The organism is Trinickia sp. EG282A, assembly GCF_040965455.1.
Taxonomy (GTDB): Bacteria; Pseudomonadota; Gammaproteobacteria; order Burkholderiales; family Burkholderiaceae; genus Trinickia; species Trinickia symbiotica.
Window position 1 is genome coordinate 766,634 of the sequence record NZ_JBFRCC010000005.1, and the last position, 22,968, is coordinate 789,601.

The window sequence follows — 22,968 nt, forward strand, 5'->3', positions numbered from 1 at the left end:
AGCGAGGCACGCGCGTTGCTGCGTTGTCGAGGTTCACTCAGTTTCGCTTTTACGACTGAAAAGGAGCCGAAATGACAAGCAAGCCGACACCGCCGATGCCCGAGCAGCAGCAAGGGAATGTGCCGGGCAAGACGGCGCCGATGAATCCAAAGCCCGATCACGGCGAGCAGAGCTATCGCGGGCATGACCGGCTCGCAGGCAAGGCAGCGATCATAACGGGCGGCGACAGCGGGATCGGACGCGCGGTCGCCATCGCATTCGCCCGGGAGGGCGCCGATGTCCTGATTTCCTATTTCGATGAGCACGAGGACGCACGCGAAACGGCGTCGTGGGTCGAGAAGGCCGGCCGCAAGGCGGTGCTCGTGGCCGGCGATCTTGCCGACCGCAAGCATTGCGGCGAGGTAGTCGCCCGTGCGATCGCGGAATTCGGCCGAGTCGACGTACTCGTCAACAACGCGGCCTACCAGATGGACCACGAATCGGTCGAGGAAATCACCGACGATGAATGGGATCGCACCTTCGATATCAATATCGGCGCAATGTTCCGTCTCGTGAAGGCGGCGCTGCCGCATATGAAGCCAGGTAGCGCGATCATCAATACGACCTCGGTCAATGCGGACAAGCCGCGGCCCACACTACTGCCGTATGCGACGACTAAGGGTGCGATTCAGAATTTCACGGGCGGGCTCGCCGGGTTGCTCGCCGAACGCGGAATCCGCTCGAACTGCGTCGCGCCGGGGCCGATTTGGACGCCGCTGATCCCAGCGACGCTGCCGCCAGATAACGTGCGGCAGTTCGGGCAGCAGACGCCCATGAAGCGCCCGGGCCAGCCGGCCGAGTTGGCGCCGGTGTACGTGCTGCTGGCGAGCGATGAAGCTAGCTACGTTTCGGGAGCAACGGTCGCGGTGACGGGCGGCGTGCCGATCCTTTGACGAGGGGCGCCGATGACAGCCGACGTCGCCACGCAACCATCGAGGCATTCTCCGCCGGGTAGCGCCGAACGCTCGGCCTTGCCATCGGCGCAGGCCGCGCCGGTGGCGCGCCACGGTCTGCTCGAAGCGGGGCGCAATTGCGAGGCGATCCGCCATGCGGACCGTTTCAGTCTGCTCGTCGACGCCCACGATTATTTCGCAGTCCTACGCGATGCGCTCACGCGTGCGCAACGCACCGTATTCATCGTCGGCTGGGACATCAACAGCCGCGTCAAGCTCGTGCCCGAGGGCGCGAACGACGGCTTTCCCGAGCTGCTCGGCGAATTCCTGCAGGCGCTCTCGGCCGCTCGACGCCGGCTGCGCATTTACGTGCTCGCGTGGGATTTCGCGATGATTTACGCGTTCGAGCGCGAGTGGATGCCCGTTTATCAGACGGGCTGGCGCTCGCAGCGAGGGCTGGTCTTCCGGCTGGACGGGGTGCATCCGCGCGGGGCGTCGCATCATCAGAAGTTCGTCGTCATCGACGACCGGCTCGCGTTCGTCGGCGGCATCGATCTCACCCGCTCGCGTTGGGATACGTCCGAGCATGCGCCCGACGATCCGCGCCGGCGCGACCCGAACGGCACCACCTATGGGCCGTTTCACGACATTCAGACGATGTTCGATGGGGACGCCGCGCGCGCTATCGGTGAGCTGGCGCGCGAGCGCTGGCAACGCGCCTGCGGCAAGCGCATCGCGATCCGAGCCGAGCGCGCGCTCGAAGATTCCGCCGATCCGTGGCCGCGCTCCGCACCCGTCGATCTGCGCGACGTACCGCTCGGCATCTCGCTGACGGAACCGCCGTACCGCTCATACGGCCCGCGCCAGCAGGTGCGCGCGCTCATCGCCGACATGATCGCCGCGTCCCGGCATCACATCTACATCGAAAACCAGTACTTCACCGCGGCGGTCGTGCGCGAGGCGTTGCGTGCGCGGCTCGGCGACCCGCAAGGGCCCGACGTCGCCGTCGTAGCGCCGCGCATGCAGAGCGGCTGGCTTGTCGAAGCGACGATGGGCGTACTGCGCGCCCGCCTGCACGGCGTATTGAACGAGGCGGACGAGTACGATCACTACAGGCTCTATTGCCCACATATCGAAGGACTCGGCGATCGCTGCCTGAATGTACACAGCAAGGTCATGGTCGTCGACGACACGCTGATTACAGTCGGCAGCGCGAACCTCAACAACCGGTCGATGGTGCTCGACACGGAGTGCAACATTGTCATCGATGCGAATGGCGACCCGCGCATTCGCTCGGTGATCGCCGGCTGGCGCAATCGGCTGCTCGCCGAACACCTAGGGGTGCCGGCGTCCGCTGTTTCGCAGGCACTCGAGCGAACGGGGCGCCTGAATGCCGCGATCGGTAGCCTGATGCGCAACGAAGGGCGCACGTTGCAGCATTTTGCGCCCGCGACGAACAGCGACCTCGACAAGGTGATCCCCGTGAATGCCTGGCTCGATCCCGAGGAACCGCTCGAGCCAGACGCGCTGGTGCGCGAATTCATCCCGCGAGAGCAGGGCAAGTCGCTGACCGCGCGGCTGCTATTGCTCGGCGCACTGGTGCTCGTCATCGCTATCTTTGCGGCTTTATGGCATTTCACTTCGCTCGGCGACAATTTGAACCTTGCGTCGCTGTCGCATTTCGCCAAGCGAATCGATGGGCTACCGTTCGCGCCAGCGATCGTGCTGGCCGCTTACGTCATCGCCGCTATCCTCGCGGTGCCGATCACCCTGCTGATCGCGGCGACCGGTCTTGCGTACGGAGCGTGGCCCGGCGTTTTCTATTCGCTCGCCGGCACACTGCTCGCGGCGGTGGCGACTTACGGCATCGGCATGTCGCTCGGCCGCGATGCGGTGCGGCGCCTGGCCGGCGTACGCGCCAACCGGCTCAGCGAACGAATCGGCAGGCGCGGCATCGTCACGATGATGGCGCTGCGGCTGCTCCCGATCGCGCCGTTCGCGATCGTCAATCTGGTGGCCGGCGCGTCGCACATCAGTCTCCGCGACTACTTGATCGGCACGCTGCTTGGCATGGCGCCCGGCATCGTGCTGACCGTCACGTTCGCTCATCAACTGCTCGCGGCGATTCGTCACCCGAGCATCGGCGCGATGGCGACGCTGGCGGCCATCGGTGTCGCGCTCGTGGGCGTGTCGGTGGCGCTGCAACGCTGGCTGGGGCAGCGCAAATGACCAGAGGGACGGTATGAGTACGAGCCTCGACTCGGTCCGTCGTGCGACGGGCGATGCCGCCGAACGCGAGACCGCTGCCCGCGCATCGGCATCCGCTTGCTCGCTGCGGATTGCAACCTATAACATCCACGGCGGCCTGCGCATGCGCAAGACGCGATCCGCGCGGGATGCGGGCGAGCCGATCGCACGCGTGATCGCCGAGATCGACGCCGACATCGTCGCCCTTCAGGAAGTACCGCTCGGCGGCTCGGATACGCCCGACGTCCTTTCGTATCTGCGCGACACCACGGGCATGCACGCAGTCGAGGGGCCCACGCTCGACACGCCGCGGCACCGCTATGGCAATGCCGTCCTATCCCGCCTGCCGATACGCAACGCGCGCGTCCTCGATCTTTCCTTCCGCCGGCGTGAGCCCCGCGGCGCACTCGATGCGGACATCGAATGCGGCTCGACGCTATTGCGAATCGTCGCGACGCATCTCGGCCTGTCGGCCGGGGAACGCAGCATGCAGGTCCGTAGCCTTCTCGCCGCGTTCGATACGGCCGCGCTTCCGGTCATTCTGCTCGGCGACATCAACGAATGGTTCGTGCACGGGCGCGCGTTGCGTGCGCTCGTCACGCATTTCCGGCGCGCGCCGGCGCCGCGCACTTTTCCGACATTCTGGCCGGTATTCGCGCTCGATCGAATCTGGGTGCACCCGGGCGAATGGCTCGGCGCGGTCAGCGTGCATCGCAGCGCGCTGGCCCGCGGCGCATCCGATCACTATCCGCTCGTTGCGCGGATCGAGGTGCCGAGGTCTGAATTCGATGGAGGCAGCCATGAAAGTCAGTGAACTCGACGGGCGCGCGCTCGACTACTGGTGCGCTCGGGCGCTCGTCGACGATGACGAGGAAATCCGTTTCGCCGAGGTCGAGCCCGGCATCGTCGTGACGCTTGCGCACGGCGAGTTCCGCAAGCTGAATGAGCGCTTCATGCCGACCGACGAGTGGCGCGATGCGGGCGACATACTGGAGCGGATCCGAGATTTGCAACTGAAGGCACAGGAAGGCAGGGTGCTTTGCATCGCGCGCTTCGGCGATCGACTCGATCCATCCGAAGCTGAAGGCGCGAATATTCGCCTCGCGCTTTCGCGAGCGTTCGTGCGCGCGCGCTTCGGCGATTCGGTCGATGATCATTATCCGCGCGAGCCTCATGCGGTCCGTCGCGGCGTAGTGACGCCGTTGGCGACGGGCGCGGTCCCGCCATCGCCTGCCGACGACCGGGGGGCCGCCGGCGACGAGACGGGGGACATACGGTCGGTGCCACGAATGTGAACTGCTTCGCTCCCCAACGATCGTCGACTTTCATACAGGGGGCTCTTGCCCCCCGGCGACGAGGCCGCTAGTTGCCGAAGTAGATTTCGCAGGAAGGCCGGAACGCGCAATCGGAACGCGAGCCGGGCGTCATCGGGCTGCCATACTCGCTTCGCGTCCCGGGAACGCCTCCGACCGCCGAGTCCTTATCGCTTTGCTGCGGCGACGCGGTGACTTGTTGTGGGTCGCTCTGCTGCTGATCGTTCGGCATGGACTGTGCGCCCGCGGCGCCCGCGGCCAAAAGGCAAACGATACCGACGGCTACGAATCGACGTTGCATGATCTCCTCCGTTACACCCTCTGTCTTTGCTGAGGACGAGCGCGTCTCTCAAGAGACGACGTCGTCTCGCGTATGCTTGCCGCGACCCAAGGATTCCTCGATGGACGCGGGCGTCGAGAAGGGCGATCGGATAGTGAATGTGCTCGCCGCAGCGCGCTGTCGGCGAGGCCGGAATGTTTTTCGTGGAGGAATTACTTTGTCAAGCGAAATGCATGACGCCTGACTCGGCGGGCCGGCATACAACCTGGGTATGCCTAAAGCCACCTGGAGGGACCTTGTGGGTCGAGAGCGCTTGAGGGCCGCTGTTCGTCCGTTATAGCGCAATTTCATCGAAACGCCACAAGGAAAATCTAGCCGATTCGCACTGGCGGATATCGCCAATGTTGGCTTGCCACGGCACTGAATTCGCGCGGCCTCTAATTCTAGAAACGAAGAATTTTCATTGGCAATTTGATGTTAACCATTGCCGCGACGCCGATATTCCCATTCGGTCCGCGCGATTGTGTGTCCTCGGGCGCCCTGCCATTTCAATCAGGCGGTGTCGGATCCGCAAGCCTGATGCGCGAAACGAACCCTGCGGCCAGCAGGAACCATCCCGCCGCGATAGCGAACGACACGATGTACGCGGAGCCGGCACCGGCGAGCGTCCTGACCCACGAAAGCATCCAACCGGTCACGGCGGGTCCGACGATCTGCGGAAGCACCATCGACACATTCCAGATGCCCATGTCCTTGCCGGCCGAGGCGCCGTCGGGCAAGACCTCGAGGGCCAGCGCCCAATCGACGGACTGGTAGGTGCCATATGCCGCGCTGAACACGAGCGCCACCGGCACGACCATCGCGAGGCTGGGCCGCAGCGCGAGCAGCATGTAGCCGATCACCGCGCCGGCCATGATCCAACTCGTCGCGCGCACCACCGCGACGGTCCCGTGGCGATCCGCGAGCCGGGCACCGAGCAGACTCGTCGGGATGGCGAGTACGGTGCCCGCGCCGAGCAGCACATTGAGCACGTTCACGGGCCGACTTACGCCTATGACGTCCTGCAGGTAATACAACATGAATGTGAAGACGGACCACACGCCCATATTGGAAAAGAAACGCGTGATAAGTACCCAATAGAAATTTCGATGCAAGCGCGGATCGAGATAGAACGAGCGCGCGAATGCGCGCGCATCGAAACGCTCGCGCGGCGTATGAACGGCCGGCTCGCGCGCGCCGCGTATCGTCAGCCAGAGGCAAGCGAACGTCAACCCAATGAACGTGGCGACGACGGGATAAAGTCGATGGGGTGAATAGAGCGCGATGAGCAATGCGTTGCCACCCACGATGCCGATCACCGTCATCACGTTGAGCCACGCGCTCGCCCGGTTCCTCTCCGTTTTGGGCACCACATCGGGTACCAGCCCGGCATAGGGACCCGAGACCCAGTTCCACCAGAATTGCAGATGCAGGAACGCGATCGAGTAGACGACGATGCTGCCTCGATAGCCGAACGAGGCGAGCCATAAAAGGGCGAGCGCGATGCCGAGCGTGCCGATGATGAGATATGGCCGCCTGCGGCCCTTGCGCGAGACGCATCGATCCGAGAGAGCGCCGGCGATCGGGGAAACGACGAGCGCCACCAGAGCGCCGGCCGCAATCACCGATCCGGCCGCGCCTTCCTTCATCACGGCGTGCGGTCCGAGCAGCCACGCAATCTGATCGGGCACGAGCACCGGTACGACGGTCATCCACTGAGCGAAGAGTGCAAACCACAGCGACGCGATTTGCAGGTGATCGAACGTCGACAAGGCGCGCGGCGCGCGTGCGACGCGTGCGTCCGATGCTGAGCCGGCCCAGCTCATAGATGCCTCGTCAAGTTTTCGGCAAATAGCGCCGACAAACGATGATATTTGTCTTTGGCGGATTGGAAAAGGCGTCTACAACGTACCAGGGAACGGCGGTCCAATCACAGGAGAACACAAATGAAACAGGTCTGGTCCTCGCTTGCCGTAATCGTCCTCGCCGCGAGCAGCGTTGCATACGCTCAAGACACGAATAGCGACGCGGCTCCGGTTGCGAAACACCGCGCTCATTTGTCCAAAGCGGAGCGAGCCGCGGACCGCAAGCTCGCCACCGCCGTGCGCAGGGCGATCGAGAAGGGCGGCGACGTCGATGTTTCGCACCTTACCGTGACCGCGCGATCGGGAAAAGTCACGCTGAGCGGGTATGTGCCTGACAGCGGACAGGCAGACGCGGCCAAGCAAAAAGCACAAGGCGTGCAGGGCGTGACGGAGGTCGCGAGCCGATTGGGTCTCGGCGAGCCCGGCCGTTGAGCCAATCTCGTCACTGCCGATGCGGCGGTGACGGCCCTGCATTACTTTGCGCCCGTCGGCGAGAAAGAGGCGTACGTGGAAAATGCGATGAGGAGAATCGCGCCCTACCTGCCGCGATGATGCGTTCCGCAAATCCCGCGGATTGCTTATGATAGAAACGGTCACCGTCAGGCGGTCTTCGCCAAATTGGCGAGTCTTCGGCTGTGAGTTGCCGGCGGTTGCGCCTCGCACAAGGGGTAGCAATGAACGAGACGGCGCGTTTCGTTGCGGTATGGTCACGTTGCGGCGGCGCCGACGGAGAATCCGTCTACGAGTGCCTGGTCGAACGTTACGCCGAACCCTCGCGCCACTATCACACGCTGCACCACATCCGCCGATGCCTGCGCGACCTCGATTGGACGCGCGCTGTCGTCCCCGATCCCGACGCCGTCGAACTCGCCCTATGGTGCCATGACGTCATTTATGTCCCGGGCGCACCCGACAATGAGCAATGCAGTGCCGATTGGTTTCGGGCGAAGGCGCAGGGCCGCATCGCGGCTTGCGAGCACGTGAGCGACATCATTCTGTCCACGACGCATCGACGAATACCCGCCGATCGCGACGCGTGTTTCACTGTCGATATCGACCTGGCCGATCTCGCCAGCGACCGCGCGGGCTTCATTCGAGATGACGCCTCGCTCAGGGCCGAGCGTCCTGATCTCGACGATGCCGCGTACGACCGGGCCGTTCGAGCGTTCCTGAACGAGTTGCTGGCTCGCGAGCACGTCTACCATACGGACGTATTCCGATCTCGTTGCGAAGCGCAGGCCCGCTCGAACCTCGCCTGGCGGCTAGCCCAGCGCGCCCTCGAGTGAGCGCGCCGCTGGCTCCAGCAGCGCTCGATAGGCCAGGAGCAGCCCGATGGACACGGAAAATCCCACTGCCGGCAAGACGTCGACGCGGCGAATCAACGTCGCATTGCAAGGCGGCGGCAGCCACGGCGCTTTCAGCTGGGGCGTTCTCGATCGACTGCTCGAGGACGATCGCATCGAAATCGACGGGATCAGCGGCACGAGCGCGGGTGCGATGAACGCGACGGTTCTGGCCTATGGTCTCGTGAGCGGAGGACAGGAAGGCGCGCGCCGCGCGCTGGCGTCATTCTGGCGCAATGTCTCGGAACGGGCTTGGGCGAGCCCTCTGTGCAATCCCTGGATGAAATGGACGGCCGGCGGCCACCTGGAGTTTTCGCCTGCCTGGCTCGCTTTCGACTTTCTCACGCGCATTTTCTCGCCGTATCAGCTCAACCCGGCCAACCTCAATCCGTTGCGCGACGTGCTGGAAGAAACGGTTGATTTCGACTTACTGAGGCGCAATACGAGCGTGAAACTCTTCTTGTGCGCGACGAACGTGTTGAGCGGCCGGATTCGCGTGTTTGCCACGAAGGACGTGACCGTGCACGCCGTGCTGGCCTCGAGCTGCCTGCCGCAGCTTTTCCAGGCTGTGCAGATCGACGGCGAGTACTACTGGGACGGCGGGTACATGGGTAATCCTCCGATCTATCCGCTCATCTACGAGACGGATACGTGCGATGTGCTGATCATCCGCGTCAATCCGATCCGCATCGGCAAGGTGCCGACGACGGCTTATGAAATCCTCGATCGCGTCAATACGCTGAGCTTCAATTCGTCGTTGATGCGCGAGATGCGCGCGGTCGATTTCGTGACCCGACTCATCGACGAAGGAGCGCTGGACAGCTCGCGCTATCGCCGCATGCTGATCCACAGCATCGATGGCGAAGCGGAAATGTCGCGGTATGGCGCGGCGAGCAAATTCAATGCAGACTGGGCTTTCCTCTCCGAGCTGTTCGAGCTCGGACGGGCCCGCGCCGATGCCTGGCTGCAAGCGAATTTCGATGCTCTGGGACAGCGCTCGTCGACGAACATCGCCGATACCTTTCTCTGAGGCGCGACCTGGCGAATTGCCCATGAACGATCAGCCGAAAAAGGCCACCTCTTGCGAGTCGGTGATGTTCGCGGACGTCAGCGGCAGTACCGTCCTCTACGAGACCGTCGGCGATATGGCCGCCTTCGAGGCGATCGCGCGCTGCATTGCGCTGATGAAATCGCAGGCGGAGGCGTCCGGGGGACGAATCGTCAAGACGATCGGCGACGAAGTCATGGTGGTGTTTCCAAACGCGGAGCACGCAATGCAGGCCGCCATCGACATGCAACTTGCTGTCGCCGAGTTGCCCTCGATCGCAGGACTATCGATGTCCTTGCGCATCGGGCTGCATCACGGTTCGCTTTTGCCAGACGATTCGGGCGATGTCTTCGGCGACACTGTGAATATCGCCGCGCGGTTGAGGGAGCTCGCGTCTGCCGGGCAGATTCTCACCAGTAAGGAAACCGTCGACCTGCTTTCGACGAGATGGCGCCAGATGGTGCGCCAACTTTACTCAATACAAGTGCGCGGAAAAAGACAACCGACCGAGCTCTACGAAGCGATTTGGCAACTGAGCGCCGACTTGACCGTTGCGGGCAGCGACGCGCAGTCCTCAGCCGAGTCGTCGTTACTGACGCTGCGCCATGGAGACCGGTGCATCGAAATGAGCCAATTCTCTACGCCCGGCCTGTTGACGATCGGACGCGGCGCGAACATGAGCATCGTTGTACACGACCGGCACGCGTCGAGGATACATGCATCGATCGAACGTCGCGACGGCCGGTACGTGTTGATCGATTGCAGCTCGAACGGCACGCGCATCACCATCGACGGCGGCCACGAGTTGCTCCTTCGCCGCGACGAAGTCACGCTATGGGGGCACGGCTGGATCTCGTTCGGGCCGTCCGCGACCGAGGAGTCCGAACGCGTCGAGTTCCACTGCGCGCGCTGTACCACACTGGGATTCAAATGATGAGTGCCGCACTTTAAGGATCTGGCGGATGCTCAGGGTTATTCCCCGTCATGACGGGCCAATGAAATGTGGGCGTTAGGCTACTATCTTGTGTTCACAAGTTCACCCCTAAAGCGCCATATGGATCCGTTTTCAATGGCCGATCTATCCCGATGAGAACGCTGGGCAAAAGCATCAAGGGCTTGCTTCTGGCATGGACGCTCGTATGTTTGCCGGCGATTGCAGCGGCGCAGGCTTTGTCGACTGCCGCGCCAGGCGCGTCGGGCAGCGCGACGAATAAATATCTGGCCGAAGCCGAGCGAGTCGTCGATGCCGCGTCGCGGCCCGCGGCGCCCTGGGACGGGCCACGCACCGGGCCGCGCGCTCAACCTGGGAAACACATCGCCGTCGTCGCCGAGGATTTGCGCAACGGAGGCATCCTCGGGGTCGTCGACGGCGTGCTCGAGGCCGCGAAGGTCATCGGCTGGAGCGTCAAGATATTCGATGCGGGCGGTATGCGGGATCTGCGGCTGAAGATGCTTGGGAACGCTCTGGCAAGTCGTCCGGACGGTCTCATCATCGTCGGCGGCGATGCTCGTGCGCTGCTGCCCGGGCTGCAACCGTTCGCCGAACGACACCTCCCGATCGTCGGCTGGCACGTCGCGGCGAAGGCTGGACCGGTACCCGGCACGCCGGTGGCGATGAATGTCTCGACAGACCCGCTCGAGGTTGCCCGTGTCACCGCGCTGGCGGCCATCGTGCAGTCGCACGGAAACGCGGGAGTCGTCGTCTTCACCGATACGAATTTTCAGGTGGCCCAAAGCAAGGCCAATGCAATGGCCGCCGTCGTGCGCGCGTGCAGCGGCTGCAAGCTGCTCGAAGTGCGCGACGTTGCGATCTCGCGCGCCGGGGAGTTGATGCCGGACACAACTCGTGCATTGCTCAAGGACTATGGCAAACGCTGGTCGTACGCGCTCGCAATCAACGACATCTATTTCGACTACGCCGCCCCCGTCCTCACGCAGGCAGGACTCCCTAACTCCGCCCTGTCGATGCTCTCGGCCGGCGACGGTAGTGAGTCGGCGTTTCTGCGCATCCGCACGGGTACGTTTCAGACGGGCACGGTGGCCGAACCGCTGAATCTGCACGGCTGGCAGCTCGTGGACGAGATGAACAGGCTCCTTGCCGGGGAAGGCGTCACGGGTTATGTGTTTCCAGTGCATCTCGTGACGGCGGGCAATGTCACTGCCGACGGCGGCGATCGCCTCGTCTACGACCCCGACAACGGATACCGCGATATCTATCGCCACATCTGGCAACGCCCGTGAAGCTACCGCTCCCTCAATCGCTCACCGCGCAATTCGCGCTCGTGGTTTCCTGCCTGGCCGCCTTGGTCGTGGCGGTCGGGGCCACGACCATTTACTCGTTGACCGGCTCGTCCTACACACTGCGCGAGTTGGCCGAGGAGCGGTTGGCGCTTCAGGAAGATGCCCATGACCTGACGCAGCATACGCTCAAGATCGAACGTATGACGTTTGAGTTGGCCGGCAACGATACGGTCGACGCCCTGCGCGAGACGCATCGCAAAATCATGGACGAGCTGACATCGTTCGATCGCCTGATCGATCGTCTTGCCTCCGCGACGACGAGCGACGGCATCGGTATCGACGCGCTTGCGTTGCATCGCGCGAGTCAGCATTTCCGCACCACGGTCAACATCGAGGCACAGTTGCGCGAGACCGCGCTGGGCACGCAAGGCGCGACGGCGTCCGCCCGCTCGGCCCCGGCTGACGCGCCATTGGCCGGCCTCGACGACGATCTGCGCCGCCAGGCCGACGCGTTGTCCGCTGCTGCGCGAAAACAGTCGGACTATTTCACGCGCGCCTACCGCGAAGCGGTCCAGGATCTGGCCGAGCATTCGGACCGCACGCGCCGTTGGGTCATCGGTGAAGTCGCGGTAAGTCTGCTGCTCGCATGGCTGATCGCGCACGTGTTTTTTGGACGCCACGTCGTGACACGGCTGCGCCGAGTCAGTCATGCAGTGCTGCACGGGGATACCGACAGCTCGGGAGCCGGCGTTCCCGTGCGCGGCAGCGACGAGCTTGCCGACATGGCGCGCGCTGTCGAGCAGTTTCTCGAGGACCGGCGCCAACGCAAGCAAGCGGAGGCCGCGCTGAAGGAGCTCAACGCCGAGCTGGAGGCGCGCGTCGCACAACGCACCGCCGAGCTCAGCGCGGCACTGGCCGACCTGAAGGCGGAGATCGTCGAACGCCAGCACGCGGAGGAAGCCGTGCGCGCGAGCGAGCACTTCCTCGACAGCATCATCGAAAACATCCCCGATACCGTTTTCGTCAAAGACGCGGCGACGTTGTGCTTCGTGCGCTTCAACAAGGCGGGCGAGGAACTGCTGGGCTATCGCCGCGAGGAACTTATCGGGAAGTCCGCCCACGATCTGTTTCCGGCGGACGAGGCCGATTTCTTCGCGATGAAAGACCGGGCCGTCCTCGAGTCGCGGCAGATGGTCGACGTGCCGGAGGAGTCGGTTCATACACGCCACGGGCCGCGCTGGGTGCACACGATGAAGATTCCGATCCTCGACTTGCACGGTGAGCCGCAATTCCTGCTCGGCATCTCTCGCGACATCACCGAGCAAAAGCGTGCGGCAGCGGAACTGCGCGAAAGCGAGCGGCGCTATCGGGAAGCACAGACGGCACTCGCACACGCGAACCGCGTCACGACCTTGGGGCAGCTCGCGGCCTCGATCAGCCATGAAATCAAGCAACCCATCGCGGCGGTCGGCGCTAATGCTCAGGCCGGGCGGCTGTGGCTGGGCGCACACCCGCCGAATCTCCCGGAAGCGCGCCATGCGTTCGAGCGGATCTTCAAGGATGCGAAGCGCGCCAGCGAAGTCATGAACCGCATTCATGGCCTCGTCAAGAACGCGCCTCCGTCGAAGGAACGTCTGCAAATCAATGACGCAATTGGCGAAGTCATCGCGCTCACGCGTGGCGAGGTCGTCAAGCATCGCGTCTCTACGCGGTTGCAGCTGGCGGAGAACTTGCCGCCCATCGAAGGGGATCGAGTCGAGCTGCAACAGGTATTGATGAATCTGATCATCAACGCGGTCGAGGCCATGAGCGAGATCGACGATGGCCCGCGAGACATGGTCATCAGCACCGGAACGGACGACTCCGGCGGCGTCCTCATCTCAGTGTCCGATTCCGGCCCTGGCCTCGCGATCGACAACCCCGAGCGATTGTTCGAGCCGTTCTGCACGTCCAAGGCAGGCGGGTTGGGGATCGGTCTGTCGATCTGCCGCTCGATCGTCGAAGCGCACGGGGGACGGCTTTGGGCGAGCCCGAACGCTCCACGTGGCGCCGTGTTTCAGTTCACCGTACCGATCCATCGAAGCAGCACATCGCAAGTCGGCGCGTCGGTTCCCTATACGGACGTATGAGTGCGGTATGCAGATGGAGGTCTCCCGGCGACCGTTCGTAGAATCGCTTTCTCTCAACAGTCGGACTATCTTGCTCCCATCGCGGTACTTCATTGCATGACTATTAAACGGGGGAGACGATGAGCACGAACGCAAGAGATCTGGTCGAACTGCGCCGGGATGACCCGAACTCCGCGGAACTGAGAAAGATCGCGGCGAACATCATTGCAGCGGGCATCAAGGACCAGCGTGAGGGCTGCTGACATGAAGCAGCAGTGGCATTCCCGCCCGCTCGAGGTCCGTGTTTTCGATCGCTGCGATGAATGCGGCGAACTCAAGGAAGACGTCCAAGAGCGTGTGAATCACTGGCCGAAATTTGCCGTTGTTTGCTGTGCGACCTGTTTCGCCGATCTAAGCGGCGATTTCAGTGATCCCACGGCCGATTTTGTTTTATGAATGGGGGGCGGGGCGCCAACCTTCAGCTTTCGAGCACATAGGTCCCGGGCGCATCGCACAGAACGGCGCCGGCCCCGATGGGTGGGGGGGCGATCTGACCGTCAGAGCGGTCCGCAAGCCATTGCTGCCAGCACGGCCACCATGACCCTTGCTCGACCGGCGCCACGTCGAACCATTCGGCCGGCCCGATGTAATGCTCGCCCTTGTGCCTGATCCGGAAGCGGAAACGCCGCGCACGGCCAGGCTCGGACACGATACCGGCGTTGTGACCGCCCGACGCGAGCACGAAGCCGATCTCGGTATGAGTCAACAAGTGAAGCTTGAACACAGAGCGCCACGGCGAGACATGGTCGCGCTCGGTGCCGACCACGAACATCGGCATGCTCAACGCGCCCAGGTGTATCGGTTTTCCGTGCACGCAGTATCTGCCTTCGGCAAGGTCGTTGTGCAGATAGAAGTGCGTCAGCGTTTCGAGATGTAGGCGGTACGGCAATCGCGTCGTGTCCGCGCTCCAAGCCATCAAATCGGAAGGCTGGGTGCGCGTGCCGAGCAGGTACTCGCGCACGAGGCGCGACCAGACCAGATCGTGAGAGCGCAGCATCTGAAAGGCCGCCGCCATCTGCTCTCCGTCCAGATAACCCTGCTCCCACATGAGCGCCTCGAGATACGCGAGCCTGCTCGCGTCGATGAAGAGACCCAATTCGCCCGGCTCGCTGAAATCCGTCTGAGCAGCGAGCAGCGTGATCGTCTTCAGCTCAGGCGCATCCCCGCGGCGCGTCCGCGCATGCGCAGCGGCCGCGAGTGCCAGCAGCGTGCCGCCAAGGCAATAGCCGGCCGCATGCACCGGCCCGTTCGCTATGCGACGCACCTGCGCGAGCGCCTCGTAGAGCCCTTTCTCGAGGTAATCGATCAGCCCGAGATCCCGCGCTTCGCCATGAGGGTTGCGCCAGGAAACCATGAAGACCGTGTGTCCTCGCTCGACAAGGTAGCGGACGAGCGAATTGTGCGGCGACAGATCGAGCACGTAGTACTTGAGGATCCACGAGGGCACGATGAGAACGGGCTCACACCATACGGTCGGTGTTTGCGGCTCGTACTGGATCAATTCGATCAGCTGATTGCGATAGACGACCTTGCCCGGCGTGGCGGCCACGATATGCCCGAGTTGGTTGGGGGCAAACCGGCGACTGGAACTACCGGGCACGCGGCCTTCGAGCAGGTCCTCCTGGTCTTCGAGCCAGTTGCGCGCACCGTCCGCAAAGTTGCGTCCCCCCGTTTCCGTGATTGCGCGCAGCACCTGCGGATTGAGCCACCAGCAATTGGAAGGCGAGAGCATGTCCGTGAATTGCCGCGCGGCGAACTGCATGATCTGCTCGTTGCGCGGTGAAACACCGCGCACGCCGGTCGTCGCTTGTTGCCAGAACGAGTCGAACTGGCCGAACGCGTCGCGCAACAGGTTGAAAGGCCAGAGGCTCCAGCCTGGGTCGTCGACGCGCGGGTCGCCGTTGCCATGGTGTTCGGGCGGCACCCCCATCAGCAAGGATTGCCAGTACGCCAGCAGGTCGCTCGCGAGCAAGTATTGCTTGCCTGGAGAGCAGGCGAAATGGAGCAGCCACTCGAGCCATGCGAGCATCATCGCGGTAGGCGAACCGCCTCCCGACGTGCGGGCGAATGCGGCGTAAACCGCTCGGTCGAGCCGCGTTGCCGCGGCATCCAACGACGCCTGCTGCGATCCGTCCTCCAAGCCGAGCCGCGCCGCCGTTCGGGCCGGGCGTGCCATCGGAACGGGGAGGGTGGACGGGGAAGGGATCTCGATGCCTTTCATGAGAGACAGGAACGCATTTTTCGTGCCCCGGGAGCATGGCCCATACTAGGCCGTGGCCGGCCCACGTCAGTGCGGGTAGGTCGCGTACCACTGCGATCGAGCGCTGGCGCTCGGCGATGCGGGGCCCGGCGCTTCCAGCGCTCCGCCGAATAGCGAAAGGCGTGATAGTGTAATCGGGTCGCGTTCCGGCCGAAGGTACAACAAGATGACGATCGATCAACCCCTTGTGCCCCGTTTTCTAATCAGCGATTCGGACAGCATCCCGTGGTCGCCGTCCAGGTTCGCCGACGGCGTCGAAGTCAAGAACCTCGGAAAAGCGGACGGGCTCGGGATGCAACTGGTTCGCTTTGCGCCCGGTGCCGTCTTTCCGGACCATCTTCATACCGGCCCGGAGCTCCTCTACATACTGGAAGGTGAGGTCATTCGAAACGGAGTGCCGTTGCGAGGAGGGTTCGTCGGCATCGCGGAAAAGGGAACGATCGATCGCGGGTTCCGCAGCGATACGGGATGCATATTTCTGCTCGTGTATGACCTTGAGCAGCAGTTCGACTCCATCGGGCCGTAGTCGGTTGAGCGGTGGTCGGTCAGGCCGTGGTCGCCTCGGTTTGCACGTTGACATGGTCCCGCCGGCCCGCGGCATAACCGCACCAGGCTGACAGCGCGCAGATCGCGACGCACAGCGCGGCCAGACTGTAGAGCGAGCCTGTTGCGTGCAGCAACGAGCCGGCGATGAACGGGCCGCACGACGCGATCAAATAGCCGATTCCTTGAGCCATGCTCGAGAGCTGCGCGGCCACGTGCGAATCGCCCGAACGCAGTCCAATGACCGTGAGGGCGAGCGTAAACGCGCTCCCTTGCGCGACGCCGAGCAAGAGCGCCCAGGCCCACGTCGTCGATAGTGGCGCGAAGAAACAACCGACGAGGCTCACGCCGGTCATCGCCAATGCGATGACATTGATCGCGCGCTGGTCCGCAAGGCGTGCAACGAGAAAGGGCAGCAGCAGGGACGCCGCCGCCTGAGCGATCACGCTGAGCGAGAGCAGGAGGCCCGCATCGACCGCGCTCATTCCGCGCATGCGTAACACCGTGGCCAGCCACCCGAACACGATGTATGCGAGCGACGATTGCGATCCCATGAAGAGGGTGACTTGCCACGCGAGCCGACTTCTCAACAAGCCGCGAACGATCCGCGTGCTCCGTTCAGCGCGAGTGCCTACCGGAGGGAGCTGTCCGAGCCATATCAGCACGGCCAATGCAACCGGCAACGCCCAGAGCGCCAACGCCCACGCCCATGCATTGCCGTTGCCGTCGCCGCCGAAGAGATGTCCCAGGGCATCGGCGGCAGGCGCCGTGACAGCGGCAGCGGAGGCGGCGCCGGCGCACATCGCGGCGCTATAGACTCCCGTCATCAGCGCGACGTGGTGCGGGAAGTCCCGCTTTACGACGCCCGGCATCAGCACATTCATCAAGCCGATCGAAAAGCAGGCGACGATCTGGCCGACATACAACACCTGCCAGGAAGGTACGACACGCAATGCGGTACCGGCGGTGAGCAGGACCAGCAGCGCAAGCAACGCCCGTTCGCTGCCCACGCGCCGAGAGAGCATCGGCGCTAGCGGACCGAACAAGCCAAAGCATAGCGACGGAAGCGTGGTCAGCATGCTCGCGCCGGCAGGACTCAGGTGCGTCGCTCGGACTGCGTCGAGGAGGATCGGGCCGACGCTCGTAATCGGCGTGCGCAGCGAAAAGGCGATCAACGCGAGGCTCGCGGCCAATGCGAGGGTGTGAGTGCGGGAGTGAGGGGAGGCCGTCACATCTGTCAGGGTCGTGGCAGTACCGCGATCTTCGATCGACGTGGTTGGGGTTTCGGAGGTCAATTGATAATCGTCTGAAGTCTCGGGCGCTTTCACCGATGAGCTGCGTCGAACCTGCAGCCGAATTCAATGAGTGTTGAACAGGAGTCATTGTACTCGCGCACTCAGGAATGGCAGGTCCGCTAATTGCAGAGGCCATCTCCAGGAGGGGACCCATCCCATGAATCGGAACAAGCTTCTGGAGCCCGAGCACACCGTCCGCGATCCCGTCGAACGATCGTGGATACGACGGCTTGGTCCCGGTCTGATAACGGGCGCAGCGGACGACGACCCTTCCGGGATAGGCACCTACTCGCAGGCCGGTGCCCAGTTCGGGTTCGACCTGCTATGGACTCTCCTGCTGACGTACCCTCTGATGACGGCGATCCAGCTCGTGAGCGCACGTATCGGTCGGGTAACGGGAAGGGGCCTCGCGGCCAACATGCGCGAGCACTATCCGAAGTGGCTGCTCTACGGGGCGGTCTTGCTGCTGATGGCCGCCAACGTCATCAATATCGCCGCTGATCTGTCGGCGATGGGGGCGGCCGTCGGATTGCTGGTGCATGGCCCCGAGCAGCTTTACGTCGTCGTTCTTGGTGGCGTCTCGCTCGTGCTTCAGATCTTCGTTCCTTATGACCGGTATGCACGTTTTCTCAAGGGAACGGCGCTGGCGCTGCTCGCGTATGTCGCCGTCGCGCTGATTGTGCCAATCCCGTGGAGCGAGGTCGCGCGTGCCGTTGCACTGCCTCGCATCTCGCTGACGTCGGACTACCTCACCACGGTCATCGCGGTGTTCGGCACGACCATCAGCCCGTATCTTTTCTTCTGGCAGGCGTCTCAAGAACTCGAGGAGATGCATTCCAAGACTGGTCAACGACCGTTGCGCTGGGTGCCTCAGCAGGCGCCGAGGCAACTGCACAGAATCAGTTTCGATACATGGATCGGCATGGGCGTGTCCAACGTCATCGCTTTCTTCATCATGCTGACGGCGGCCGCGACGCTTCATCTCCATCACATCGACGTGAAAACGTCCGCGGACGCCGCACGGGCGCTCGAGCCGATTGCCGGGCGGTTTGCCTATGTCGTTTTCGCACTCGGCATCGTCGGCACGGGAATGCTGGCGCTTCCCGTTCTGGCCGGCTCGGCCGCCTATGCCGCAGCCGGCAGCTTCCAGTGGCGCAGCAGTCTTTCACTGCATCTGATGCTGGCTCGCCAGTTCTATGCCGTCATTGCCTGCGCGATCGTCGGCGGTGTCGCGATCACTTTCATGCACTTCGATCCCGTCAGGGCGCTTTACTGGAGCGCCGTCATCAACGGTCTTACAGCGGTGCCGATCATGGTTATCCTGATGCTCATGGCGCGCAGCCGCCGCATCATGGGCCAATTCGCGGTAAGCGGATTTCTCGCGTGGGGAGGGTGGCTGGCGACGCTTGCCATGGGCATCGCGGCAATTGGAGTTTTCCTGCCGGGCTAGTGCCTTTGCACAAGTGCACTCCCGATCGAGCGCCTCGCGTTTGCGAAAATTTTCCACCGACGCGGCTGCGGCGTGGCAATCCCGCAACGCGCGGTTGCCGAACGTTTCGTGGGTTAGTACCTACCGGATGTCGCTCAAGTCAGTATCGCGACGTGTCGATATATGTACTGACTAGTTAACGGAGCGAGGCGCTCGCATGAAGCTTTCCACGAAATTGTTGATGCTCGTTGTCGCGGCGCTGGTCGGGGTCGTGCTGCTTGCCGCGATAGCACTGCAGACGCTGCGAAGCGCGCTGATAGATAGTCGTCGCGAAGAGATCGTTATTCTCCTGACGAAAGCCGAGCATCTCGTCAATTCGTACAGAGAGCTGCAGGCGCGCGGAACGCTTACCCGAGATCAGGCACAGCAGCAAGCCAAGGAAGCGCTGGCGCAGCTCAATGCGAACACGAAGAGCTACTACTGGGTCACGACTTCCGACGGCATCAATCTGGTACATCCGAACGCGAAATTCATCGGCACGAAGGCGAAAGGCAACAGAACGACAAGCGGCATGACGGACAGCGAGGCATACCGGACTGGGATGGCGCAAGCGCATTTCGCACTCGTCGACGTTCTGATCAAGCGCAGCCCCGATGCGGACGTCGAGCCGAAGCTGCAAGGCGTCGTCGCGATTCCGGACTGGGACTGGTGGATCGGCACCGGCTTCTTCTACGACGACATCAATGCGGCTTTCATGAAGCTCGCCACCGTGCTCAGCGTCTGCGCAGTGGGCATCGGTGCTGCGCTCGCGGCAATTGCCTGGGCAGTCATGCGCAGCGTCAGACGCACGCTCGGCGGGGACCCGGCGCAAGCGACCAACGTCGCCGCCCAAATCGCGGCAGGCAATCTCAACGTGCCGTTCGACGCCGAGCAGGCCGGAGCCGGCAGCCTGCTCGCCGCGCTCGGCGAGATGAAGGCGCGACTCGCCGCGATGATCGCCGAGATCCAGTCGGCGGGCCAATCGATTGCACACGGCGCGGGCGAAATCGCCCAGGGCAATCTCGACTTGTCGCAACGCACGGAGCAGCAGGCAGCGTCACTGCAGGAAACCGCGGCAAGCATGGAGCAGATCACCGCTACCGTGAAGCAGAACGCCGACAACGCGCGGCAGGCGAATTCGCTCGTTGCGACCGCAAAAGATGCAACCGAACGCGGCGGAGCGGCCGTGCACCAAGTCGTCGCCACCATGCAAGAGATCTCCGGGCAGTCGGTGCGCATTGCGGACATCACCTCGGTAATCGAAAGCATCGCGTTCCAGACGAACATTCTCGCGTTGAATGCGGCGGTCGAGGCGGCGCGGGCAGGGGAGGACGGGCGCGGGTTCGCGGTGGTCGCGTCCGAGGTCCGCTCGCTCGCGCAACGGAGCGCGGCCGCGGCGAAAGACATCAAGGAATTGATTCAGGTCTCGGTCGGGAAAGTCAGCGACGGTAGCCGGCTCGTCGAGGTGGCAGGCGAGCGGATGACGGAAATCGTGCGATCGATCGGTCAGGTTGCCGACATCATGGGTGAAATCTCGGCCGCGTCCGATGAGCAAAGCACGGGAATCGAGCAGGTGAGTCGCGCCGTCACGCAGATGGACGAAGTCACGCAACAAAACGCCGCGCTGGTCGAACAAGCCGCGGCTGCCGCGTCGTCGCTTGACGAACAGGCGACGCGTCTGCGCTCGGCCGTCGCGGTGTTCCGGCTCGCGTAATGGCGAGACGGCCAAGGCGACCCGGATCGAACACCCGCATTCCTCTATTAGTTGTTCGGAGGTCCGGATTTCATCATCTGGTGTGTCAGCTTAAGTCACTTTGCAGAAATTGCGCGCGCGGCGTGCGATGCGACCGGAGGCCTCGGGGCCTGCCGATCGCATCGCTGCAAGCGGGAAATAGGGATGTCACATCGGTTAATGATGCCCGCGACGCTCGTCCTTCGTGTCCTCCTTCACATTGCCGTATTGCTTGCGGACTTCACCCGCGCCTTGCTGCAGGTCACCCTTCGCTTCCTGGCTGGCGTCGCCTGTGGCCTTGCCGACCGATTCGTTCACTTTGCCCTTTGCCTTCTCAGCGACACCCTTCACCTGATCCTTGTTCATATGAACCTCCGTTGGCTTGGCCGCATTCGCTGCGGTGGCAATACGGGTGCAACGCGCATGCCTGGAACGGAGGCACGGCACGCCGTCCCGCGAGGCGTTGCGTAACTGTGGTTTTCCGCAACGCCTCAGCCCTTCCTGTGTCGTCGGGACGCTGACGGTCCGTCGTCGCGGCATGCCTTAGGCGCGACGTACTAGCCACCCGACGTTCGTTTTACTGCGGAATTTTGCCGGTAGCGTTGCCCGAAGAAGCACCGCCCTGTGGCGACATGCCCTGTTCCCGCCTCTGCATCAGCGTGCCCTGAGCGGACGATGCTTTGTCGTTCGGGTCCGCATAGCGAACCGTTGCGCCTGGCGCCTGCTGCCCCGATTGGGAATTCTGGCCGCTGTTCTGATCCTGTCCGGACTGCGTGTCGTTGTTCTGGGCCATTGCCAGAGGGCCGGCGATAAGCAGTGGCGCGCCGACGGCGATAATAAATGGCCTGATGAATTTCATGGATGCCTCCCTGTTGATGCTGGTCGTCCGGTCGGCAGGAAAGTCATCGACGATCCCCGCCGCCTGTCAACTGCTCGGCAAGGGACGTGCCACACCCCAGCGCAGCTGCCGGCCGATTCCTAGGGCAGAGGCGCTCCCCAGATTGCCGTGACATTTCCGCCAAGGCGCCATTCGTCGAACGGTCTGCGTGGCGCGATGATGGCTCGCAGACGGCTGTCCCCGAACCGCGCGTAGTACGGCTCGACCCAGGACAGCTCATCGCGGAACGTCCACGGGAAGAGATCCTGTTTGATCGGCGTGATCTTCGTAAAACTCTCAGGGTCGTTTACCGCGTCGATTACAAGATTGGCGAGGCGGCCGATCGCACCATCATTCTCCCGATACAGATCGACATTGCGGCTGCGCGCCAATTCAGCAGCGAACACGAGTGGAATCAGTGCGAACGTGTGATAGTGCAGCGCCCGGTTGCCACGCTTCACCTCGCGGGCGAGTGCGCCGTCGGGCTCGATGTCGCGGATGCCCTCGCGAATACGCAGGAGGCCGGAATCGAAGAGGCTCGAGTTGCCTGTCACTGTGCCGATCGCGATCAGATTCAGGCCCGCCCAGTAGACGAGGTTGTTATGCAGATGGTTGATCGCTTCGGCATCGCGCGTCGCGATAGCGATTCGTTCGAGCCATGGATCGATCGCGGCGAAGCGCGCCCGGTTCTCGTCACGGAAGCCTCGCGGCATGTGCAAGATCACCATTGCGAAATCCGTTCCTGCCCAGGAACGCTCGTAATAGCCCTGATAGCCGGAAATGTGACCCATCAACGCGTCGGATCGCGCCCAACTGTCCAGCAGGCTCAACGCACAGGACCAGTCGCCTTTGCCTGCCGCCGTATTGAGACGCGAAACGAAGTTGCGCATTGGCTTGACCGCCTCGGCGTAACCCGAGGCGTCGTCATAGTAGCCGGGGGGATCGATGGTTTGGACAGCCGCCGGTATGTCGCAGGCGCGGACCGAAGGTGCAGTCACAAGAACAGCGATCGCGGCGAGCACGGGGGCGAGCAGCATTCGAACTGGCTTTGGGAGCATCCGGACCTCGAGGGGAACGTTGACGGCGAAAGATAGCAGATGCCGTCTGGAATGCCTCGCGCAACGTTGGATGTCTGCCGCTCTTAAACACGAATGTGATTTGACATAATCTAAATTATCAACCGAGCCGGTTGTAGCGGCTAAGTTGTAATGTCCGCTTTTAGCTAAGTTCAAATGTCCGCTTTTGGGCGCAGCGTAAGCTGGCCGGCAGCCGATTCCGGCGCCGGAGGCTTCGATGGCTGCGACAGAACGGATAACA

The 22,968-nt window shown here is 63.1% G+C and carries 22 protein-coding genes and 1 pseudogene; 16 read left to right on the plus strand and 7 right to left on the minus strand.

Annotated features, from left to right (window positions below; translation table 11 throughout):
* Nucleotides 1-71 precede the first annotated feature (71 nt).
* The 4 genes from AB4Y31_RS26370 to AB4Y31_RS26385 are packed head-to-tail and all read left to right on the plus strand — an operon-like array spanning nucleotide 72 to nucleotide 4,474.
* Complete coding sequence (locus AB4Y31_RS26370; RefSeq protein WP_018439571.1) at nucleotides 72-932, plus strand: SDR family oxidoreductase; 861 nt, start codon at nucleotides 72-74, stop codon at nucleotides 930-932.
* 12 nt (nucleotides 933-944) lie between these two features.
* Nucleotides 945-3,161, plus strand: a complete 2,217-nt coding sequence (locus tag AB4Y31_RS26375) for a VTT domain-containing protein (RefSeq protein ID WP_368676557.1) — start codon at nucleotides 945-947, stop codon at nucleotides 3,159-3,161.
* A gap of 13 nt (nucleotides 3,162-3,174) precedes the next feature.
* The gene (locus AB4Y31_RS26380; RefSeq protein WP_368676558.1) at nucleotides 3,175-3,993 is read left to right on the plus strand and encodes an endonuclease/exonuclease/phosphatase family protein; all 819 of its coding nucleotides are present in this window, start codon (nucleotides 3,175-3,177) and stop codon (nucleotides 3,991-3,993) included.
* Complete coding sequence (locus AB4Y31_RS26385; RefSeq protein ID WP_368676559.1) at nucleotides 3,980-4,474, plus strand: phage protein NinX family protein; 495 nt, start codon at nucleotides 3,980-3,982, stop codon at nucleotides 4,472-4,474. Before AB4Y31_RS26380 ends, AB4Y31_RS26385 begins: the two co-directional genes overlap by 14 nt.
* Nucleotides 4,475-4,541: 67 nt before the next feature.
* Here AB4Y31_RS26385 and AB4Y31_RS26390 read toward each other — a convergent pair whose 3' ends face one another.
* Nucleotides 4,542-4,793 carry a hypothetical protein gene (locus AB4Y31_RS26390; protein WP_368676560.1) on the minus strand — a complete coding sequence of 84 codons (252 nt, stop codon included), beginning with the start codon at nucleotides 4,791-4,793 and terminating at the stop codon, nucleotides 4,542-4,544.
* Nucleotides 4,794-5,320: 527 nt separating this feature from the next.
* Complete coding sequence (locus AB4Y31_RS26395; RefSeq protein ID WP_368676561.1) at nucleotides 5,321-6,637, minus strand: MFS transporter; 1,317 nt, start codon at nucleotides 6,635-6,637, stop codon at nucleotides 5,321-5,323.
* Nucleotides 6,638-6,757: 120 nt separating this feature from the next.
* On the opposite strand from AB4Y31_RS26395, the gene AB4Y31_RS26400 reads away from it, so the two are divergent.
* The 9 genes and pseudogenes from AB4Y31_RS26400 to AB4Y31_RS26440 all read left to right on the plus strand — a co-directional run bounded on the left by AB4Y31_RS26400 (nucleotide 6,758) and on the right by AB4Y31_RS26440 (nucleotide 13,872).
* Nucleotides 6,758-7,108 (plus strand): BON domain-containing protein, encoded by a 351-nt coding sequence (locus tag AB4Y31_RS26400; protein WP_368676562.1) that lies wholly within the window; start codon nucleotides 6,758-6,760, stop codon nucleotides 7,106-7,108.
* 18 nt (nucleotides 7,109-7,126) lie between these two features.
* Nucleotides 7,127-7,228, plus strand: a pseudogene (locus AB4Y31_RS26405) (AraC family transcriptional regulator); the annotation flags it as partial.
* A gap of 122 nt (nucleotides 7,229-7,350) precedes the next feature.
* The gene (locus AB4Y31_RS26410) at nucleotides 7,351-7,962 is read left to right on the plus strand and encodes a hypothetical protein (protein ID WP_368676563.1); all 612 of its coding nucleotides are present in this window, start codon (nucleotides 7,351-7,353) and stop codon (nucleotides 7,960-7,962) included.
* A 46-nt stretch (nucleotides 7,963-8,008) separates the two neighbouring features.
* Entirely contained in the window at nucleotides 8,009-9,049 is a 1,041-nt protein-coding gene (locus tag AB4Y31_RS26415; protein ID WP_368676564.1) for a patatin-like phospholipase family protein, read from the plus strand.
* A gap of 22 nt (nucleotides 9,050-9,071) precedes the next feature.
* A complete protein-coding gene (locus AB4Y31_RS26420) occupies nucleotides 9,072-10,001 on the plus strand; it encodes an adenylate/guanylate cyclase domain-containing protein (RefSeq protein ID WP_368676565.1) in 930 nt (309 codons plus the stop codon).
* Nucleotides 10,002-10,153: 152 nt separating this feature from the next.
* Nucleotides 10,154-11,308, plus strand: coding sequence for a substrate-binding domain-containing protein (locus tag AB4Y31_RS26425; RefSeq protein ID WP_368676566.1), 1,155 nt, complete (start codon nucleotides 10,154-10,156; stop codon nucleotides 11,306-11,308).
* Entirely contained in the window at nucleotides 11,305-13,437 is a 2,133-nt protein-coding gene (locus tag AB4Y31_RS26430; protein ID WP_368676567.1) for an ATP-binding protein, read from the plus strand. Before AB4Y31_RS26425 ends, AB4Y31_RS26430 begins: the two co-directional genes overlap by 4 nt.
* 119 nt (nucleotides 13,438-13,556) lie before the next feature.
* Nucleotides 13,557-13,679 carry a hypothetical protein gene (locus tag AB4Y31_RS26435; protein ID WP_018439583.1) on the plus strand — a complete coding sequence of 41 codons (123 nt, stop codon included), beginning with the start codon at nucleotides 13,557-13,559 and terminating at the stop codon, nucleotides 13,677-13,679.
* A 1-nt stretch (nucleotide 13,680) separates the two neighbouring features.
* Complete coding sequence (locus tag AB4Y31_RS26440) at nucleotides 13,681-13,872, plus strand: hypothetical protein (RefSeq protein ID WP_018439584.1); 192 nt, start codon at nucleotides 13,681-13,683, stop codon at nucleotides 13,870-13,872.
* Nucleotides 13,873-13,894: 22 nt separating this feature from the next.
* Here AB4Y31_RS26440 and AB4Y31_RS26445 read toward each other — a convergent pair whose 3' ends face one another.
* Nucleotides 13,895-15,697 carry a PHA/PHB synthase family protein gene (locus AB4Y31_RS26445; RefSeq protein ID WP_368676568.1) on the minus strand — a complete coding sequence of 601 codons (1,803 nt, stop codon included), beginning with the start codon at nucleotides 15,695-15,697 and terminating at the stop codon, nucleotides 13,895-13,897.
* Between the two features lie 205 nt (nucleotides 15,698-15,902).
* Between AB4Y31_RS26445 and AB4Y31_RS26450 the strand changes: the two genes are divergently transcribed.
* The gene (locus AB4Y31_RS26450) at nucleotides 15,903-16,262 is read left to right on the plus strand and encodes a cupin domain-containing protein (protein WP_368676569.1); all 360 of its coding nucleotides are present in this window, start codon (nucleotides 15,903-15,905) and stop codon (nucleotides 16,260-16,262) included.
* 19 nt (nucleotides 16,263-16,281) lie between these two features.
* Here the strand turns inward: AB4Y31_RS26450 and AB4Y31_RS26455 are convergent, their stop codons facing one another.
* Entirely contained in the window at nucleotides 16,282-17,574 is a 1,293-nt protein-coding gene (locus AB4Y31_RS26455; RefSeq protein ID WP_368676570.1) for an MFS transporter, read from the minus strand.
* Nucleotides 17,575-17,731: 157 nt separating this feature from the next.
* Between AB4Y31_RS26455 and AB4Y31_RS26460 the strand changes: the two genes are divergently transcribed.
* Both AB4Y31_RS26460 and AB4Y31_RS26465 read left to right on the plus strand, forming a co-directional pair.
* On the plus strand, nucleotides 17,732-19,024 hold the full coding sequence (locus AB4Y31_RS26460) for an NRAMP family divalent metal transporter (RefSeq protein ID WP_368676571.1): 1,293 nt from the start codon (nucleotides 17,732-17,734) through the stop codon (nucleotides 19,022-19,024).
* Nucleotides 19,025-19,220: 196 nt separating this feature from the next.
* Nucleotides 19,221-20,756 (plus strand): methyl-accepting chemotaxis protein, encoded by a 1,536-nt coding sequence (locus AB4Y31_RS26465; RefSeq protein WP_368676572.1) that lies wholly within the window; start codon nucleotides 19,221-19,223, stop codon nucleotides 20,754-20,756.
* Between the two features lie 195 nt (nucleotides 20,757-20,951).
* Here the strand turns inward: AB4Y31_RS26465 and AB4Y31_RS26470 are convergent, their stop codons facing one another.
* The 3 genes from AB4Y31_RS26470 to AB4Y31_RS26480 form a co-directional block, all read right to left on the minus strand.
* Nucleotides 20,952-21,140 (minus strand): CsbD family protein, encoded by a 189-nt coding sequence (locus AB4Y31_RS26470; RefSeq protein WP_018439590.1) that lies wholly within the window; start codon nucleotides 21,138-21,140, stop codon nucleotides 20,952-20,954.
* Nucleotides 21,141-21,351: 211 nt separating this feature from the next.
* Nucleotides 21,352-21,633 (minus strand): hypothetical protein, encoded by a 282-nt coding sequence (locus AB4Y31_RS26475; RefSeq protein ID WP_368676573.1) that lies wholly within the window; start codon nucleotides 21,631-21,633, stop codon nucleotides 21,352-21,354.
* A 119-nt stretch (nucleotides 21,634-21,752) separates the two neighbouring features.
* The coding region (locus AB4Y31_RS26480) for a mannuronate-specific alginate lyase (protein ID WP_368676574.1) at nucleotides 21,753-22,968 on the minus strand (1,216 nt) is incomplete at its 5' end.